The sequence below is a fragment of the Lacinutrix gracilariae genome (genome assembly GCF_042684485.1).
GTDB lineage: Bacteria > Bacteroidota > Bacteroidia > Flavobacteriales > Flavobacteriaceae > Oceanihabitans > Oceanihabitans gracilariae.
The window spans coordinates 1,364,155-1,381,760 of the sequence record NZ_JBHULM010000011.1; the positions used below are offsets into that span (position 1 = coordinate 1,364,155).

The 17,606-nt window shown below is 32.1% G+C and carries 19 protein-coding genes; 9 read left to right on the plus strand and 10 right to left on the minus strand.

What is annotated here, in order from left to right; all coding sequences use genetic code 11:
- Window positions 1–73: 73 nt before the first annotated feature.
- Window positions 74–700 carry a leucyl/phenylalanyl-tRNA--protein transferase gene (gene aat, locus ACFSSB_RS12955; protein WP_379904920.1) on the plus strand — a complete coding sequence of 209 codons (627 nt, stop codon included), beginning with the start codon at window positions 74–76 and terminating at the stop codon, window positions 698–700.
- 27 nt (window positions 701–727) lie between these two features.
- Here aat and ACFSSB_RS12960 read toward each other — a convergent pair whose 3' ends face one another.
- A complete protein-coding gene (locus tag ACFSSB_RS12960) occupies window positions 728–1,291 on the minus strand; it encodes a DNA-3-methyladenine glycosylase I (RefSeq protein WP_379904922.1) in 564 nt (187 codons plus the stop codon).
- 70 nt (window positions 1,292–1,361) lie between these two features.
- Between ACFSSB_RS12960 and ACFSSB_RS12965 the strand changes: the two genes are divergently transcribed.
- The gene (locus tag ACFSSB_RS12965; protein ID WP_379904924.1) at window positions 1,362–2,000 is read left to right on the plus strand and encodes a thioredoxin family protein; all 639 of its coding nucleotides are present in this window, start codon (window positions 1,362–1,364) and stop codon (window positions 1,998–2,000) included.
- Here the strand turns inward: ACFSSB_RS12965 and ACFSSB_RS12970 are convergent.
- The 5 genes from ACFSSB_RS12970 to ACFSSB_RS12990 form a co-directional block, all read right to left on the minus strand.
- Window positions 1,997–2,695, minus strand: coding sequence for a hypothetical protein (locus ACFSSB_RS12970; RefSeq protein ID WP_379904926.1), 699 nt, complete (start codon window positions 2,693–2,695; stop codon window positions 1,997–1,999). The genes ACFSSB_RS12965 and ACFSSB_RS12970 overlap by 4 nt on opposite strands.
- A gap of 69 nt (window positions 2,696–2,764) precedes the next feature.
- Window positions 2,765–3,457, minus strand: a complete 693-nt coding sequence (truB, locus tag ACFSSB_RS12975) for a tRNA pseudouridine(55) synthase TruB (RefSeq protein WP_379904928.1) — start codon at window positions 3,455–3,457, stop codon at window positions 2,765–2,767.
- Between the two features lies 1 nt (window position 3,458).
- Window positions 3,459–4,253: an undecaprenyl-diphosphate phosphatase gene (locus ACFSSB_RS12980; RefSeq protein WP_379904930.1), complete on the minus strand. Its 795-nt coding sequence runs from the start codon at window positions 4,251–4,253 to the stop codon at window positions 3,459–3,461.
- 73 nt (window positions 4,254–4,326) lie between these two features.
- Window positions 4,327–4,581 (minus strand): DUF3098 domain-containing protein, encoded by a 255-nt coding sequence (locus ACFSSB_RS12985; protein WP_379904932.1) that lies wholly within the window; start codon window positions 4,579–4,581, stop codon window positions 4,327–4,329.
- Window positions 4,582–4,748: 167 nt separating this feature from the next.
- On the minus strand, window positions 4,749–5,624 hold the full coding sequence (locus ACFSSB_RS12990) for a cell division protein FtsX (protein ID WP_379904934.1): 876 nt from the start codon (window positions 5,622–5,624) through the stop codon (window positions 4,749–4,751).
- Window positions 5,625–5,865: 241 nt separating this feature from the next.
- Between ACFSSB_RS12990 and leuS the strand changes: the two genes are divergently transcribed.
- The 4 genes from leuS (at window position 5,866) to ACFSSB_RS13010 (ending at window position 10,733) form a co-directional block, all read left to right on the plus strand.
- A complete protein-coding gene (gene leuS, locus ACFSSB_RS12995) occupies window positions 5,866–8,748 on the plus strand; it encodes a leucine--tRNA ligase (RefSeq protein ID WP_379904936.1) in 2,883 nt (960 codons plus the stop codon).
- A gap of 4 nt (window positions 8,749–8,752) precedes the next feature.
- Window positions 8,753–9,112, plus strand: a complete 360-nt coding sequence (locus tag ACFSSB_RS13000; protein WP_379904938.1) for a hypothetical protein — start codon at window positions 8,753–8,755, stop codon at window positions 9,110–9,112.
- A gap of 104 nt (window positions 9,113–9,216) precedes the next feature.
- Window positions 9,217–9,912, plus strand: coding sequence for a zinc metallopeptidase (locus tag ACFSSB_RS13005; protein ID WP_379904940.1), 696 nt, complete (start codon window positions 9,217–9,219; stop codon window positions 9,910–9,912).
- Between the two features lie 95 nt (window positions 9,913–10,007).
- On the plus strand, window positions 10,008–10,733 hold the full coding sequence (locus tag ACFSSB_RS13010) for a Bax inhibitor-1/YccA family protein (protein WP_379904942.1): 726 nt from the start codon (window positions 10,008–10,010) through the stop codon (window positions 10,731–10,733).
- A gap of 121 nt (window positions 10,734–10,854) precedes the next feature.
- Here the strand turns inward: ACFSSB_RS13010 and ACFSSB_RS13015 are convergent, their stop codons facing one another.
- Both ACFSSB_RS13015 and ACFSSB_RS13020 read right to left on the minus strand, forming a co-directional pair.
- Entirely contained in the window at window positions 10,855–11,325 is a 471-nt protein-coding gene (locus ACFSSB_RS13015) for an Lrp/AsnC ligand binding domain-containing protein (protein WP_379904944.1), read from the minus strand.
- 208 nt (window positions 11,326–11,533) lie between these two features.
- Entirely contained in the window at window positions 11,534–12,898 is a 1,365-nt protein-coding gene (locus tag ACFSSB_RS13020) for a saccharopine dehydrogenase family protein (protein ID WP_379904946.1), read from the minus strand.
- Window positions 12,899–12,975: 77 nt separating this feature from the next.
- Here ACFSSB_RS13020 and ACFSSB_RS13025 point away from each other — a divergent pair, with 77 nt between their 5' ends.
- The 3 genes from ACFSSB_RS13025 (at window position 12,976) to ACFSSB_RS13035 (ending at window position 16,031) form a co-directional block, all read left to right on the plus strand.
- A complete protein-coding gene (locus tag ACFSSB_RS13025; RefSeq protein WP_379904949.1) occupies window positions 12,976–13,368 on the plus strand; it encodes a DUF423 domain-containing protein in 393 nt (130 codons plus the stop codon).
- A 62-nt stretch (window positions 13,369–13,430) separates the two neighbouring features.
- Entirely contained in the window at window positions 13,431–15,044 is a 1,614-nt protein-coding gene (pckA, locus tag ACFSSB_RS13030; RefSeq protein WP_379904951.1) for a phosphoenolpyruvate carboxykinase (ATP), read from the plus strand.
- Between the two features lie 93 nt (window positions 15,045–15,137).
- Entirely contained in the window at window positions 15,138–16,031 is an 894-nt protein-coding gene (locus ACFSSB_RS13035) for a T9SS type A sorting domain-containing protein (RefSeq protein ID WP_379904953.1), read from the plus strand.
- A gap of 72 nt (window positions 16,032–16,103) precedes the next feature.
- Here the strand turns inward: ACFSSB_RS13035 and ACFSSB_RS13040 are convergent, their stop codons facing one another.
- Together ACFSSB_RS13040 and ACFSSB_RS13045 are read right to left on the minus strand one after the other, a co-directional pair.
- Complete coding sequence (locus ACFSSB_RS13040; protein ID WP_379904955.1) at window positions 16,104–16,853, minus strand: uroporphyrinogen-III synthase; 750 nt, start codon at window positions 16,851–16,853, stop codon at window positions 16,104–16,106.
- 21 nt (window positions 16,854–16,874) lie between these two features.
- Window positions 16,875–17,525, minus strand: coding sequence for a DUF4271 domain-containing protein (locus tag ACFSSB_RS13045; protein ID WP_379904957.1), 651 nt, complete (start codon window positions 17,523–17,525; stop codon window positions 16,875–16,877).
- Between the last annotated feature and the right edge of the window lie 81 nt (window positions 17,526–17,606).

Genomic DNA, 17,606 nt, shown 5'->3' on the forward strand with positions numbered 1-17,606 from the left:
TAAGTACATACTAAAGGTTTCAAATAAAAAACCTCAATGCTTAAATGTCATTGAGGTTTTTTTATTTTAGCGTATGCATTTATTAAATCAAAATATAGAATTTCCAAACGTTACAGAAGCAGACGACGATGGTTTGCTTGCTATTGGTGGCGATTTAAGTGTAGAACGACTTTTGTTAGCATACAAAAGTGGCATATTTCCTTGGTTTAACAGTAACGATCCTATTTTATGGTGGTCTCCAGACCCAAGGTTTGTGCTATTTCCAGAAAAACTAAAAGTCTCTAAAAGCATGAAACAAGTGCTTAAAAAAGCAAATTTTACAGTAACAGTAAATCAAGATTTTTTAAGTGTAATTCAAGAGTGTTCTATAGCAAAACGCCAAGGACAATCGGGAACATGGATTACAGATTCTATGGTGCAAGCATATTTGAAATTACACCAATTGGGTTATGCAAAATCTGTGGAGGTTTGGCAAGATGAGGTACTTGTAGCAGGATTGTATGGTGTAGATTTAAATAATGGTGTTTTTTGTGGCGAAAGTATGTTTACTAAAGTAAGCAATGCTAGTAAAGTTGCCTTTATCACCTTTATACAAAACACAAACTACAAACTTATAGACTGCCAAGTATATACCAATCATTTAGAAAGCTTAGGCGCTGAAGATATTGCTAGAGAAGAATTTTTACAATACCTATACTAGCTTTTGCTTAATACTCTAAAGTTTTAATTATACCTCATTATACCTAAAACAACCAACCTCATGGTCATTTACCATTCCTGTTGCTTGCATGTGTGCATATATAACAGTAGAACCTACAAACTTAAAACCTCGTTTTTTTAAATCTTTACTTAAAGCATCACTAATAGCAGTATTTGCAGGAGCATCTTTGTAGTTTTTAATGTTGTTTTTTATAGGCTTTCCATCTACAAAAGCCCAAATGTATGTAGAAAAACTGCCAAATTCTTCTTGAATTTTTATAAAAGCTTGCGCATTGGTTATGGTTGCTTTTATTTTTAGTTTATTTCTTATTATTCCAGCATTTTCTAAAAGCGAATCTACTTTTTCTTGCTTGTATTTTGCAATCTTTTTATAGTCAAACTGATCAAAAGCATCATGAAAATTTTTACGTTTTCGTAAAACAGTTATCCAACTTAGTCCTGCTTGAAAGGTTTCTAAAATTAAAAATTCAAAAATGGTTTCATCATCATAAACCGGAACTCCCCATTCATGATCGTGATATGCTTCATATAAAGCATCTCCTACACACCAACCACACCTATGTTTTTCCATATTACCAATTTATGTTTATTGTAAGTTTTGGTTATAAAGATAGACATAGATATGACATAAATCATAATTTATGAGTAGAGATACTACTATTTTTACACAAAGAAATAAGACAATGACAGATATAATTAAAGAAAGTTTAGATAAAAGTATTACCTATCCAGAATATGCTACATTGGTAAATACTTTAGCCGAAAATAACGATACTACAGGAACAGATAAATCTGAAAATCTTGTAGAATATACCAAGCTTAATGCAAGAAGAATGAAGCGTTGGGATAAAACCTTAAAGGTTAATGAGGCTGTTAAAGAGCAAATTGAAAAAATAGATAAAAAAATAACTTGGTTGGTACTTACAGAAAGTTGGTGTGGTGATGCTGCTCATGTTGTTCCTGTAATGCAAAAAGTTGCAGAACTGAATAAAAACATAGATGTAAAAGTGGTGCTGCGTGATGAAAATGAAGCTTTAATGAATAACTTTTTAACCAATGGAGGAAAAGCAATACCAAAATTAATTATGGTAGATGATGCTTCTGGTGAAGTGATAAATACTTTTGGACCAAGACCTAGTGAAGCAACACAGTTGGTTAACAATTATAAAGAAAAGTATGGTGCTTTAACTCCTGAGTTTAAAGAAGATTTACAACGTTGGTACAATAAAGATAAAGGGCAAAATGCAATTAATGATTTAGTGTCATTGCTAAACGTTTAACCTTTGCCTTCAAACCAAAAAGTAATGGTTCCTATTTGTAATTCTTGTGAACTGCTAGAGTTAAACCTTGCTTTTTTTGCATACTCTAAAGCATGGTCAATAAGGCAATTGTTTGAAGAATTAGAGGCGCTATTATAAGATGCTTCTGTAACTTTTCCGGAAGCATTAACAGTAATGTTTACTACAATTTTACCACCAGATTCGCATAAATAAATGGGTATTGGTAAGTGTTTGTGTTTTCTGTTTACCAAAGAGTATTGTATAGCACTTTTTGCATTATTGTTTTCTTCTAATTGCTTTTTAAGCAATGTATTTACTTTGTTAAAAGAATGCATTTCTTCTTCTTGAACGCTAGAATTGTTTTTAGAAAAATCTTTTTTAACCGTATTCACGTACTTAGATGTACTAAAATCTGGTCTTACATAATCTTCAGGAGGAGCAATTCTTTTTTGTGCATATGCAAAACGTTTACGCTCTTGGTTTTGGTTATATGCTTTATTGGTTTCTGCTTTACTAGCTGTATTTTGTTCTGTAAGTTCGGTCTCTTTATGCTCTATTTCTGGCTCTATTTCATAAAAAGTTTCGGTAATCTGCTGTTGTTGTTTTAAAATATGAAGATTAAACACAGAAAAAACTATCGTTCCTGTAATAAGGAGCGTAATGCAAATAGCTTTTTGTTTATTAGTGAATAACATGTAGGTATTTAACGTATTTTAAATGTCTGTGGCACTTAAATATACGTTAAAAAAATAAAAATAGATGTTTTAAGAATCTAGCTGTGCTATAAAATCTTCAATGCTAATAGCATCTGACACATTATAATCGCCTATTTTTGTGCGTCTTAAAACCGAAAGGTGTCCTCCAGAGTGTAATGCTTTTCCAAAGTCGTGTGCTAAAGAACGTATATAAGTACCTTTACTACAAACCACTCTAAAATCTACTTCGTTATTTTCAAAACGAGTAATTTCAAAAGCTTCAATAGTTATTTTTCTAGACTTTACTTCTACTTCTTCGCCTGCTCTAGCAAATTCATATAAGCGTTTTCCTTCTTTTTTAATTGCTGAAAATATTGGAGGAAATTGATCTATTTCGCCTATAAACTGTTTGGTGGTTTCAGCAACTAAATCTGGTGTTATGTGCTTGGTAGCAAACGTTTCGTTTATTTCAGTCTCTAAATCGTAAGAAGGTGTGGTGCTTCCTAATACAATGGTTCCTGTGTATTCTTTTATTTGTGCTTGAAAGGTGTTTATTTGCTTGGTCATTTTTCCTGTGCAAATAATAAGTAAACCTGTAGCAAGAGGATCTAAAGTTCCTGCATGACCAACCTTAATTTTTTTAATATTAAAGGTCTGTCTTATTTTCCATCGTAGTTTGTTTACTACTTGAAAAGAGGTCCAGTTTAACGGTTTGTCAATTAATAAAACCTGTCCTGATTTGTAATCTTCTTCGTTTAACATATTAGTTTAAAAGAGAAAAAATGATGGCAATAGCACCAACAATTGCACAATAAATAGCAAAATACGAAAGCTTGCTTTTCTTCACTAAAGCAATCATCCAGGTACAAGCAAAAAGTCCTGCAACAAAAGCAGCAATAAAGCCTATAGATAGAGAGGTAAAGTTTTGCGCGTCATAGGTTAAATCTCCACTTAAAATATCTTTAGCAATTTTTCCGAAGATTAAAGGAATTACCATTAAAAACGAAAAACGTGCCGCTTTGGTTTTGTCATTTCCTAATAAAACCGAAGTAGAAATAGTAGCACCAGAACGTGAAATTCCTGGAAGCATTGCAATGGCTTGCGAAATACCAATTACAAATGCATTTTTAAAGGTTACTTTTTTATTGGTGTCTTTGGCCTTGTCTGCTAAAAACAACAGAATAGCAGTTACTATTAACATACAGCCTACAAGTAAAATGTTACCTCCAAATAAGGCTTCTAATTGTTCTTCAAAAAACAAACCAACTATAACTGCTGGTAACATAGAAAGTGCAATTTTAGATACAAATTGTAAATCTTCGTTCCACTCCAACTTAAAAATACCTTTAATAATACTAAAGATGTCTTTTCTAAAAACAACAATAGTACTTAAAGCGGTTGCAAAGTGTAAAACTACAGTAAAAAGTAAGCTTTCTTCTGGAACCGAATGATCGCCAAGAATGGCTTTACCAAGTTCTAAATGGCCACTTGATGATACAGGAAGAAACTCTGTTAATCCTTGTATAATTCCTAAAATAATGGAGTCTATAACATTCATGCCGCAAAAGTATTAAAATACTATTACCAAATGTTATTTTGTACTTGTAATTTAAAGATTTAAGCTGTTTTTTTTACTCTTTATTCGGATTTAAAAGAATGGCATAGATTTGAATTCCAAAGCCAATAAGCACTAAAGTTGGTGCTAATCTAATTCTTCTCCAGCTAAAAATTTCAGGGTTAAATACCGAAGGATCATCACTTCCACCTCCAGACATTAATATAAAACCAAGGGTAATAAACGCGATACCAATAAACATAAATTTATAGTTTTTTTTACCAAATATAAATTCGCTTTTACTCTGTTCTTTTCGTTTTTGTTCTCCCATTTTTTTAATTCTATATAAATGATTTTATCACCTAAAACCAATTTTACAATAGGTGCTTAGGTTGCTCTACCAATGCATGTAGCTAATTGCAAAGTAACGGTTTTATTTAAAACTTTAACGTTAAGAGAATCTAAAATTAATCGGTTTAGTAATTCGCTGTTTATAAGCTAGTAAAGCTGATCGGTTTTTAAGTTCAAGAAACGCTGTGTTGCAAAAAAGGTAGAAATCCAGGTGATTATAATTCCTAAAATAAAAACAGCTGCAAATAAAGCGCCAATTAAAATAGGGTTGCGCATTAAATCTAATTCTGGAAAAGTAAGGTTTAAGTAATACAGCACAACAGCCATACCTATTAAGGCTATAATTGCTCCAATAATACCTAATTGTACACTTTTAAAAACAAAAGGCTTACGTATAAATCGCTTGGTAGCACCAACCATTTGCATGGTTTTTATGGTAAATCGTTTTGCATAAACAGCCAAACGTATAGAGCTGTTAATTAAAAGCACAGCAATTAAAGTAAAAATACCGCTTAGTATTAAAACCCAAAAACTAATCTTTTTTACATTGTTGTTCATTAAAGTTACCAAGTCATTGTCATAACGTACCTCGTCTACAAAGTTTTTATTGGTAGCTTCTTTTGCTATTTCTTCTAAATGAGCAGCAGTTACATAGTCTGCTTTTAAATGCACATCAATAGAGTTTTGTAAAGGGTTGTACCCTAAAAACTCCATAAAATCTTCGCCATTTTCGGCTTTCATAGATGCAGCGGCTTGTTCTTTGGTAACATAATCTGTAGATTTTACATAATCTGCCAAAGCCAAGCTTTTTTCAAGCTGCTTGGTTTCTACTTCTTTTGCAGTATCTTTTAAATAGATAGTTACCACTACTTGCTCTTTAAAGTGATCAGATACCTTTTTGGCATTAAGTATTAGCATACCTAATAAGCCTAATAAAAATAAGACTAACGCAATACTTAATACCACAGAAAAGTAAGACGAAATTAGTTTACGTTTCTGGTATTTTTCAAAAGATGCACTCATATAATAATTTTGTTAACGATGTAAAAATAATAAAGAAAAACAAAAGAAACTTTAAAAGACCAAAGTCTTTTGTCTGCAATTAAAAATGTCTTTTCTAAGATTGCCAAAATCCAATAAACAGTCTGTGACAATTAATAATTAAAAAACGGTTTTCTTAAGTTGTATGATTATAACGTTTAAACTTTTAATACTGTTATAATAAGTTTAAATTTGTTGCCTTATTAAGAGATAAAATACAATAATGCAATACCATTTTAACGACATAGAAGCCAAGTGGCAAAAATATTGGGCAGAAAACCAAACGTTTAAAGCCTCTAATAATAGTGAAAAACCTAAATATTATGTTTTAGATATGTTTCCTTATCCTTCAGGAGCAGGATTACATGTTGGTCATCCATTAGGTTATATAGCAAGTGATATTTATGCACGTTACAAACGCCATAAAGGCTTTAATGTATTGCATCCGCAAGGATATGATAGTTTTGGTTTGCCTGCAGAGCAATATGCCATTCAAACAGGACAACATCCAGCAATTACTACAGAAACCAATATAAAAACCTACAGACGTCAGTTAGATAAAATAGGATTTTCTTTCGATTGGTCTCGTGAAGTAAGAACTTCTAATCCTGAATATTACAAGTGGACACAATGGATTTTTATTCAATTGTTTGAATCTTGGTACAATAATGAAAGTGATAAAGCCGAAGAAATAGCGACGCTAGTAGCAAAGTTTTCTACAGAAGGAAATGCAAATGTTAATGCGGTTTGTGATGATGCTGTAGCAATATTTTCTGCAGAAGAATGGAATGCTTTCGATGCTAAAAAACAACAAGAAATATTACTGCAATATAGACTTACTTATTTAGCGGAAACCGAAGTAAACTGGTGTCCTGCTTTAGGAACCGTTTTGGCAAATGACGAAATTGTAAATGGTGTGTCAGAACGTGGTGGTCATCCTGTGGTACGTAAAAAAATGACACAATGGAGCATGCGTATTTCTGCCTATGCAGAACGTTTACTGCAAGGTCTAGATACTATAGATTGGACAGACTCGCTTAAAGAAAGCCAACGTAACTGGATTGGTAAATCGGTTGGAGCATCTGTAACTTTTAATGTAAATAATCATGAGGAGGTTATCGAGGTTTTTACAACAAGACCTGATACTATTTTCGGAGTTAGTTTTATGACACTTGCTCCAGAACATGAATTGGTACAAAAAATAACTACTCCAGAGCAAAAAGAAGAAGTAGAAGCATATATACAAGCAACAGCAAAACGTAGCGAACGCGAGCGTATGGCAGATGTAAAAACCATTTCTGGAGCTTTTACAGGTGCTTATGCAGAGCATCCTTTTAGTAAAGAACCAATTCCTATCTGGATTGGTGATTACGTATTGGCTGGTTATGGTACAGGAGCTGTAATGGCTGTGCCTTGTGGTGACCAACGTGACTATGATTTTGCTAAATACTTTAATATTGAAATACCTAATATTTTTGAAGGTGTAGATATTTCGGAAGAAGCTTATGCTGCTAAAGACAATGTAAAAATTGCAAATAGCGATTTCTTAAACGGCATGAACTACAAAAAAGCTTCTAAACGTGCTATTTATGAGTTAGAACAATTAGGTCAAGGACAAGGGAAAACAAACTACAGACTGCGTGATGCGGTATTTTCTAGACAACGTTATTGGGGAGAACCTTTTCCTGTATACTACGTTAACGGAATGCCACAAATGATTGATAAAGCACATTTACCAATTACATTACCAGAAGTAGAAAAATATTTACCAACCGAAACTGGTGAACCACCTTTAGGTCGTGCAGACGTTTGGGCTTGGGATACTACTACAAATACAGTAGTTAGTAATGATAAAATAGATAATACAACAATACATCCTCTAGAGCTAAACACCATGCCTGGTTGGGCAGGAAGCTCTTGGTATTTCTTTAGTTATATGGAAGAAAAAGCCAAAAGAGGAGAAGACTTTGCAAGTGAAGAGGCATTGAAATACTGGGAAAACGTAGATCTTTATATTGGTGGTAGCGAACACGCAACAGGGCATTTATTATACTCTCGTTTTTGGACCAAGTTTTTAAAAGATAGAGCATTTGTTGGTGTAGATGAGCCTTTTAAAAAGCTAATTAACCAAGGAATGATTTTGGGTACTAGTGCTTTTATTTATAGAGTTAATGAAAGACGAGATGTTTTTCTTTCATGTCAGACTGTTGAAGATTTCAATAATCCTGAAAAAAATGAAGAAGCAGCTAAACGAATATTAGAAGTTTCAGGAACAAATACACCGACTTTCAGTAAAATACATGTAGATGTGAGTTTTGTGAATTCATCTGATGAATTGGATGTTTCAAAGTTTAGAGATTGGAGACCTGAATTTAAAAACGCAAAATTTATTGACGATAAAATTGTTGTTCTACGTGAAGTAGAAAAAATGTCTAAATCTAAATACAACGTAGTAAATCCAGATGCTATTTGTGAGCAATATGGAGCAGATAGCTTACGTTTATACGAAATGTTTTTAGGTCCTTTAGAGCAAGCTAAACCTTGGAATACTGCTGGTATTACAGGTGTACATGGTTTTCTTAAAAAACTATGGAAACTATATGTTGACGATAACGGATTAAAAGTAAATGATGCAACAGCTACAAAAGATAATCTGAAAACGCTTCATAAAACCATAAAAAAAGTAGAAGAAGATATCGAGAACTTCTCTTTTAATACTTCGGTTTCTACTTTTATGATTGCTGTAAATGAGCTTACTGCACAAAAATGTACAAGCAAAGAAGTGTTAGAGCCTTTATTGGTTTTAGTTTCTCCTTATGCACCACATATTGCTGAAGAATTATATAGCCAATTAGGAAATGAAGATTCTATAGCTACTGCTGCTTTTCCAAAATTTGAAGCAAGCCATTTGGTAGAAAGTTCTAAAAACTATCCAATTTCATTTAATGGTAAAATGCGTTTTACTTTAGAGTTGCCAATGGATATGCCTAAAGACGAAATTGAAAAAACCGTTATGGCTCATGAAAAAACCATTGCACAATTAGATGGTAGAACTCCTAAAAAAGTAATTGTAGTTCCTGGTAAAATTGTAAATATAGTAGGATAAATAGATGAATATAAAGCTAAAAAGAAATGATAAAATTGGTTTATTCTTCTTTTTAGCTTTTGTATTAAGTACCTCCTTAACTTGGCTTTTTGAAGAGCGTTTTAATGCAGAACAATGGCACAGCCAACCATTAACACGCTATAAAATGGTTGAGGATATTATAGAAAGCAACATCTTAATAGGAAAAACAAAACAGGAAGTAATCTTATTATTGGGTGAAGCTATTCCTTCTTCTTTAAATGGAAAAGAACATTTGGTGTATGCCTTAGGAAAACCACCAAGTTTTTTTGAACCCAAAAACGAAATTCTTGTGGTTATTTTTGAAAACCATCTAGTAATTAAGGTGATACAGCAACAAGAGTAAACGATTTCTTTTTTTTAGCTGAAAACTGACAATATTTCTTAACTATTTTTTGGCTTATTTTTTGCTGTATATATGGTACATTTATAAAACTAAAATAAAAAAGAATGATTGGATATTATATATTATTAGGAGCCATAACCCTTGTAAGTTGGTTGGTAAGTAATCAATTAAAGCAAAAGTTTAAAAAATACTCTCAAGTTCATTTACGTAATGGTATGACTGGTAGAGAAATTGCTGAAAAAATGTTATCAGATAATGGTATTTATGATGTTGAGGTTATTTCTACTCCAGGACAATTAACAGACCATTACAATCCAAAAAACAAAACAGTAAATTTAAGTGAATCTGTATATAATCATGCAAATGCTGCTGCAGCTGCTGTTGCTGCACATGAGTGTGGTCATGCTGTGCAACATGCAAAAGCATATAGTGCTTTAGGTATGCGTTCTGCATTAGTACCAATAGTAAGTGTAACTTCTGGTATGTCACAATGGTTAGTTATAGGAGGTTTAGTACTTGGTGCTGGAGCAGGAGTAGGTTTAGGATATTGGGTTGCAGTAGCAGGTTTAGTATTTATGGGCTTTGCTACCTTATTTAGCTTTATTACCTTACCTGTAGAATATGATGCTAGTAATAGAGCTCTAGCTTGGTTGAAAAATAAAAATATGGTAACTCCAGAAGAATATGTAGGTTCTGAAGATGCCTTAAAATGGGCAGCTAGAACTTATTTAGTTGCTGCCATTGGTGCTTTAGCATCTTTATTATATTGGGCTTTTCAAGTGTTTGGCGGAAGAGATTAATTTTTAAAAAAAATAAAGAGTACGAAAAAAGAGACATTAATGTATTTTAGTGTCTCTTTTTTCTTATTTTTCAGCAACAAAATAAAACAATAGTAATGGAAAACAATAACTTAAGTCCTTTTCAAGAGGAAGAACCTAAAGTGCTTATTGGTACTTTAGAACAAGTAGACCGAGTAGAATTTTACAAAAAAACCTATGCACATGTTGCAGGAGGCGTTTTAGTATTTATTCTTTTTGAGTATTTATTATTACAAAGTGATGCTATTGTAAGTTTTGCGCTTTCAATGACAGATGGTTTTAAATGGCTAATCATGTTAGGAGGTTTTATGTTTATTACAAATTATGCCGAAAGCATGGCTTTAAAAACGCCAGATAAAAACAAGCAATATTTAGCTTTTGCATTATACATTTTAGCCGAAGCTTTTATTTTTGTTCCAATGATTTATATTGCGGCTTTCTACATGGAGTCTGGTCCAGAAATATTACAGCAAGCAGCAATTGTTACTTTGTCTTTATTTAGTGGTTTAACAGCTGTGGTTTTTGTTACTAAAAAAGATTTTTCGTTTTTAAAAACAGGATTAACTATTGGCTTTTTTATTGCAATAGGATTAATTATAGCAGGAACATTATTTGGTTTTAACCTAGGTTTGTGGTTTTCTGTTGGTATGTGCTTATTAGCTGGTGGATCTATTTTATACCAAACTTCTAACTTGGTAGACAAATATACCGTAGAGGATTATATACCTGCAGCCTTAGGCTTGTTTGCAGCTTTAATGTTATTGTTTTGGTATGTATTACAGATTTTTATGTTTAGAGATTAATTCTAGAAAAAGATATATAAAAAAGCTCCTCTAGTAGGAGCTTTTTTTATTGTAACTAATTTTGTTTTAAAATGTAATATAGTAATCTGCTGGGTAGTATAATAAAAGCCTTTGTGTATATTTATATTTTAATTTGTCTGTCTATTTGTTGGTCTAATGAAATAAAGGTTTCTGTTCTAGAAACACCTTCAATAGATTGAATGTCTTTATTTAATACATGCATAAGGTGTTCATTGTCTTTACAAAGAATTTTAATAAAAATACTCCAGTTTCCTGTAGTGTAATGGCATTCTAAAACTTCGGGAATGCGTTTTAGTTGTTTTACAGCTTCTGGGTTGCTCATGGCTTTATCTAGGTAAATACCAATATAAGCCATAGTTGTATAACCTAATACTTTTGGGTTTATGACAAATTTAGATCCAGAAATTAATCCTGATTTTTCAAGCTTACGCAGTCTTTGGTGTATGGCTGCTCCAGAAATACCAACACTTCTTGCTATTTCAAGAATAGGTGTTCTTGCGTCTTCCATTAAGGCGCGAAGTATTTTTTTGTCTATACCATCTATTTGTATGTTGTTATTTATGTTTTTCATGAAATATGGTTACCGTTAAAAACATAAATGTATGCAAATGATTTTAAATTGAAAGATGCTTTTGCGTTAAGGATGGAAATGGCATCCTTTTTTTGCTTGCATATATGGCAAAAAAAGATATAATGTACAGCCTGACGCTACTTTGCTCTTTAAAGCGAAGTAGCGAAACGCCCAACTTGTTAAAATAATGAGGAATACTGCTGTAATGTTAAACATGTAAAGGGTTGTAGCCTAAATAAGGAACCTCTGTTTCTTTAAAGCAAATACCGTTTTCTTCTAGTTCTTTTAAAATAGGCTCGTAAACCTCTTTGTTAATAGGCATTTGTACACCTGGAGTTGTTATTTTTTCGTTTAGTATTGCAAGTGTTGCAATGGCTACTGGTAAGCCAACGGTTTTTGCCATGGCTGTGTAGGTTTGGTCTTCGCCAATGGTTACCATGGTTGCATCTATTTGATGTGCTTTACCATTTAATTGGTAGCCAAATTTGTGGTACATTACAATCATATCTTTGTCTTCTGGATCAAGAATCCAGCTATCCATTAATATTTTTTGTAAAATTTGTGCTGGAGTAGCCTTTTTTAAATCGACCATTTTTGTTTTACTAAAAAGGTCAAGTTCTAAAAACTTATCCCAAATGACATCGTCTTGGTCTATTTTTAATGCATGTCTAAATTTTAACTCTACAGAATCTGTAGGACTGTAAGGTAAAAAGGCGTTTACAAAATCGCGATAGCTCATGTTTTCACTATCTTCTATAGTGTAGCTATCATCTGTCATGCCTAATTGTACAAAAACATTCCATGCTCTAGAGAAACCAACTCTACGTATAGTACCTCTGTATAGTGTTTTAATTTTATCTAAACCATAAACGCTTTGGTACTTTAAAGAGTCTCTGTTAGCGTATGCTTCAAATTTACCATATCCTGCTACTTCTAAAAACTCGGTACGTCTAAAAAGTCTGTTATATGGTATGTATTTGTAGGTGTTTTCTTGTAAAAATTTACCAGCACCACCTTGTCCTGCAAGCACTACGTTTCTTGGGTTCCATGTAAATTTATAATTCCATAGGTTGTTGTCGCTTTCTGGTGCTACTAGTCCGCCAGTAAAAGATTCAAATAAAATCATTTCTCCACCTTTTTCTCTTATCTTGTCTATAACTTGCATAGCACTCATATGGTCAATACCAGGATCTACACCAATTTCATTCATAAAAATGAGGCCTTTGTCTTTTGCAGCCTTATCTAACATTTGCATTTCTGGGCTAATGTAAGATGCTGTTACCATGTTTTTATTAAAGCTAATACAGTCTTTAGCAACTTCTATGTGGTATCTTGCAGGTAGCATAGAAACAACAATGTCTGCGTTTTTTATAGCGTCTTGACGCGAGTGTTTGTCAAAAACATCAAGTAAGATTGCTTGCGCATTTTCATGATTGCCAATTAAATTTTTAGCATGTGTAAAACTGATGTCTCCAACAATAATTAATAAATTTTCTGTTGTTGATTTTTCTAATAAGTATTTTATAAGGTAAGAAGATGATTTTCCAGAACCAATGACTAAAATCTTTCGCATAATGAGATTTGTTGAGTAATTTTGTAATTACGAATGTAATAAATACTGTGGGTAAATTATATGAAAAACTTAATTTTATGGATAAAAAATTATTAATAACTGGAGCTATTTTTGGAATAATAGCAATTATATTAGGCGCTTTTGCTGCGCATGGCTTAAAACCTTTGCTTTCTGAAACCGCATTGCAGTCTTTTGAAACTGGTGTACGTTACCAAATGTATCATGCTATTTTGCTTTTAATTTTAGGGAGCATGCAAAGGGTGTCTATAAAATATATAAAAGCCATTTATACACTTATTGTGGTTGGTGTTTTGTTTTTTTCTGGTTCTATTTATGGGTTATCTACTAATGTATTAACCAGTGTAAACTTCACTAAAATAGCTCTAATAACGCCATTAGGAGGGCTTTTATTAATAGCATCGTGGTTGCTCTTGTTGGTAAGTTTTTTTAAAATAAAAGACGATAATTAAAATTTTAGATGGCTACTTCCAAATAAAATTATAATTTTGTGGCTTAAACAACACATAAAAATATGGTTAATCATACTCAATTAACGAAATCGATTTCGTTAGAAAAATATGGAATCAAAAACGCAAAAATTAATTATCAACTTTCACCAGAAAAACTTCACGAAATTACTGTTGAAAAAAAACAAGGTGTAACTTCTGCATCTGGAGCATTAGCTGTTAATACAGGAGAGTTTACTGGTAGGTCGCCAAAAGATAGGTTTATTGTTAAAGACGATGTAACTAAAGATAAAGTATGGTGGGGAAATATCAATATTCCTTTCGATTCTGAAAAATTTGAAAAACTATATAATAAAGTAACAGACTATCTATCAGACAAAGAAGTTTTTGTTAGAGATAGTTATGCTTGCGCTGATGCAGATTACAAATTAAATATTAGAGTAATTAATGAGCATCCTTGGACAAACATGTTTGCTTATAATATGTTTTTACGTCCTACAGAAGAAGAATTAAAAGACTTTACACCAGAATGGACCATTGTAAATGCACCAGGTTTTATGGCAGATCCTGAAGTAGATGGTACACGTCAACATAACTTTGCTATTTTAGACTTTACAAGAAAAGTTATTTTAATTGGTGGTACTGGGTATACTGGAGAAATTAAAAAAGGTATATTTTCTGCCTTAAACTTTATACTTCCTGTATATAAAAATACCTTACCAATGCACTGTAGTGCTAATGTTGGTAAAGAAGGAGATACTTCTATTTTCTTTGGACTGTCTGGGACAGGAAAAACAACCTTATCTACAGATCCTGAAAGAAGTTTAATTGGTGATGATGAGCATGGATGGACAGCAGAAAATACTGTTTTTAATTTTGAAGGAGGTTGCTACGCTAAAGTAATTAACCTGTCTCAAGAACAAGAACCAGAAATTTATGGCGCTATTAAAAAAGGAGCCATTCTAGAAAATGTAATAATGAATGATAAAGGAGAAGTAGATTTTGCAGATACTTCTATTACTCAAAATACGAGAGTAAGTTACCCAATTTATCATATTGAAAATATTAGAGTACCTTCTATAGGTAAAAACCCAAAAAATATATTCTTCTTAACTGCAGATGCTTTTGGTGTATTGCCTCCAATTTCAAAACTAACTCCAGGTCAAGCTGCCTATCATTTTATTTCGGGTTATACTGCTAAAGTAGCAGGAACAGAAGATGGAATAGATGAGCCTTTACCAAGTTTTTCAGCTTGTTTTGGTGCGCCTTTTATGCCTTTACACCCAACAAAATATGCCGAAATGCTTAGTCAGAAAATGAAAGAAGCAGGAGTAAATGTTTGGTTGGTGAATACAGGTTGGACAGGAGGTCCTTATGGTGTTGGTTCTAGAATGAAATTAAAGTATACTAGAGCAATGATTACTGCTGCTATGGACGGAAGTTTAGAGGCTGCTAATAAAGATAATTACCATATACACTCTGTGTTTGGATTAAAGCAACCTAGAACTTGCCCTAATGTACCAACAGAAGTTTTAAGTCCGAGATCTACTTGGAATGATGACGAAGGCTATTACAAAACGGCTTATAAATTATCAAACTCATTTAGAACCAATTTTAAGCAATTTGAAGAGTTTGCAAACCAAGAAATAATGGATGGAGCTCCAAATAAGGAGAGTTAATAGGTTGAAATACAGTTATATTTGTTAAACCGCCTTGTAGGATTTTTAATAATACTTTAACTTTATAAGTATAAATTTATAAAGCTATTAATTATGAAAAAAACACTACTTTTTGTGGCTATCGTTATAGCCATGCAGACGAAAATTCAGGCACAGTTAACCGCTGTACCTAATGCGGATTTTGAACAATTTTTAATCACATTTACCACTATTAACGGACCATTAGATGGTTATATATTAGATAGTGAGGCTGCTGCAGTTACTGGAACAATAAATTTAGGTTCTGCAGCGCCTTACAATGCTATTGATGATTTTACTGGTATTGAAGCCTTAACAGGTATTACAGGTTTGGTTATTACTTATAATTCTGCAGTAACTAGCTTAGATGTTTCTGCTAATACAAGTTTAACATCTCTGAATACAGAAGGAAGTACTGCTTTAACGACTTTAGTTACTGGAGCAAATACCTCTTTAACTGAATTACTTATTCCAGGGTCACCAGTTGGTGATTTAGATTTATCTGGAAATACAGCATTAACCTCTCTAGATGCAAGACAAACTGGTTTAACATCTTTAGATATGCGTAATGGTAACAATGCAAACGTAACTGCATTTGATGTGCGTTTTAATTCATCTCTTGGGTGTATTTTTGTAGATGATAAAGATGCAGCTTATTTAGCTAGTTGGTTAAAAGACAGTGGTACTTATGTAAATGATGAAGCAGGTTGTTCTACGCTTTCAGTAGCAAGTGAAACTAGCTTGTCTTTTAGTGTGTATCCTAATCCTGCTAAAAACAGTATTTATGTTGCTTCTAACTTACAAGAATCACAGATGCAAGTTTATGACATTACAGGTAAGTTAGTACTAAATCAACCTATACAGTTTGGCGAAAACACTATAGATATTAGTGCAATGGCTCCAGGAGTTTATTTAGCAAGAATATTAGCAAATGGTAAATCACAAACTAAAAAAATACTGATTCAGTAAAACAATTAAAAAGACTAACAAAAAAAAGCGCAACCTTAAGTTGCGCTTTTTTTATTTGTATTGTTTTAAAAACTATTTTCCTTTATTTACTTTGTTTATGTACTTCTCTAAAGCCATAGTCATAGAAGGAGTTTCTGGTGTTGGTGCAGAAATATCTACACGTAGTCCGTGTGCTTCAACCGCTTTAATAGTAGTATTACCAAAAACAGCTATTCTAGTATCGTTTTGTTTAAAGTCTGGAAAATTGTGAAATAAAGAATCTATTCCAGAAGGGCTAAAAAACACTAAAATGTCATAGTAAACATTTGCTAAATCAGACAGGTCACTAATTACTGTTTTGTAAAATACCGCTTGTTTCCAATTAACACCTAAACCATCTAATATTTTAGGAACCTCCGGTTTAAGTTTATCTGTTGTAGGTAATAAAAAAGTTTCGTCTTTATATTTTTTAATAGTTGGCGATAACTCAGCAAAAGTTCTTTTACCAACATAAATCTTTCGTTTTCTGTATACCACGTATTTTTGTAAGTAGTAAGCAACGGCTTCAGATTGGCAAAAGTATTTTAAAGTATCTGGTACTTTAAAACGCATTTCATCTGCAACTCTAAAAAAGTGATCTACTGCATTTCTACTGGTTAAAATAATTGCAGTATACTGGCTTAAATCTACTTTTTGTAGTCTTATTTCTTTTGCAGGAACACCTTCTACGTGAATAAAAGGGCGAAAATCAATTTTTACTTTTTGCTTTTCTTGCAAATCAAAATAAGGCGAGTTTTCTATTTTAGGTTCTGGTTGAGATACTAAAATGGTTTTGACTTTCATATAATAGCTAAATTTAAAATCTTAACTGTAGTCTATAAACAACTTATATAATACTAGATAAGGTGAAATTTCAAGTGTGCAAAGATACAAAATAAAATAAAATAAATTGGCTTTTATTAAACTTTGATAGGTCTTGTATGAAGTAATAATGCTAATACAATTAATTAATACAAAAACAATTAAAAGAATTTGCAGTATAATTGGTGTAGGCGCTAGGCTGAATAGCAATATAAAATTAATAGGAATTAATAGTATGCCTATAAAATTTTTATAACTCATTTTCTGAAAAACATAAAAATCCATAGTAGTATCTATATTAAATAGATTACCTAAAAGGTGTTCTACAGATGTTTTTGCTAAAATAATTATAGCAATTCCTATAATAGTTTTTAGCAAAAAAGTAGGTATGTCTAGTATTTCACCAACAAAGCTTTGGTATATAAATACGCAAAAAATACTGGCAGAAATAAATAAGTTTATCGAGAGTAAAATATTAAAGCCATCAATAACTTTTAAATCTCTAGAGTATACTTTTAAATACCTGAAATTACTAAGCAGGTTTGTAAAGTCATCAAATCGTTTTGTAAATAATATTTTAGTAGTAGCAACTAAAGCTAAGCATAGCATTAGTAACACTGTAAAGATTTCATTAGATATTATTTCACGAAGCATAGCGTAAAATTATTATAAATAATCTTATTCTACTTCCATTTTTTAAGGAATATTTAAAAAAAATAAACCTTTAAATAGCTT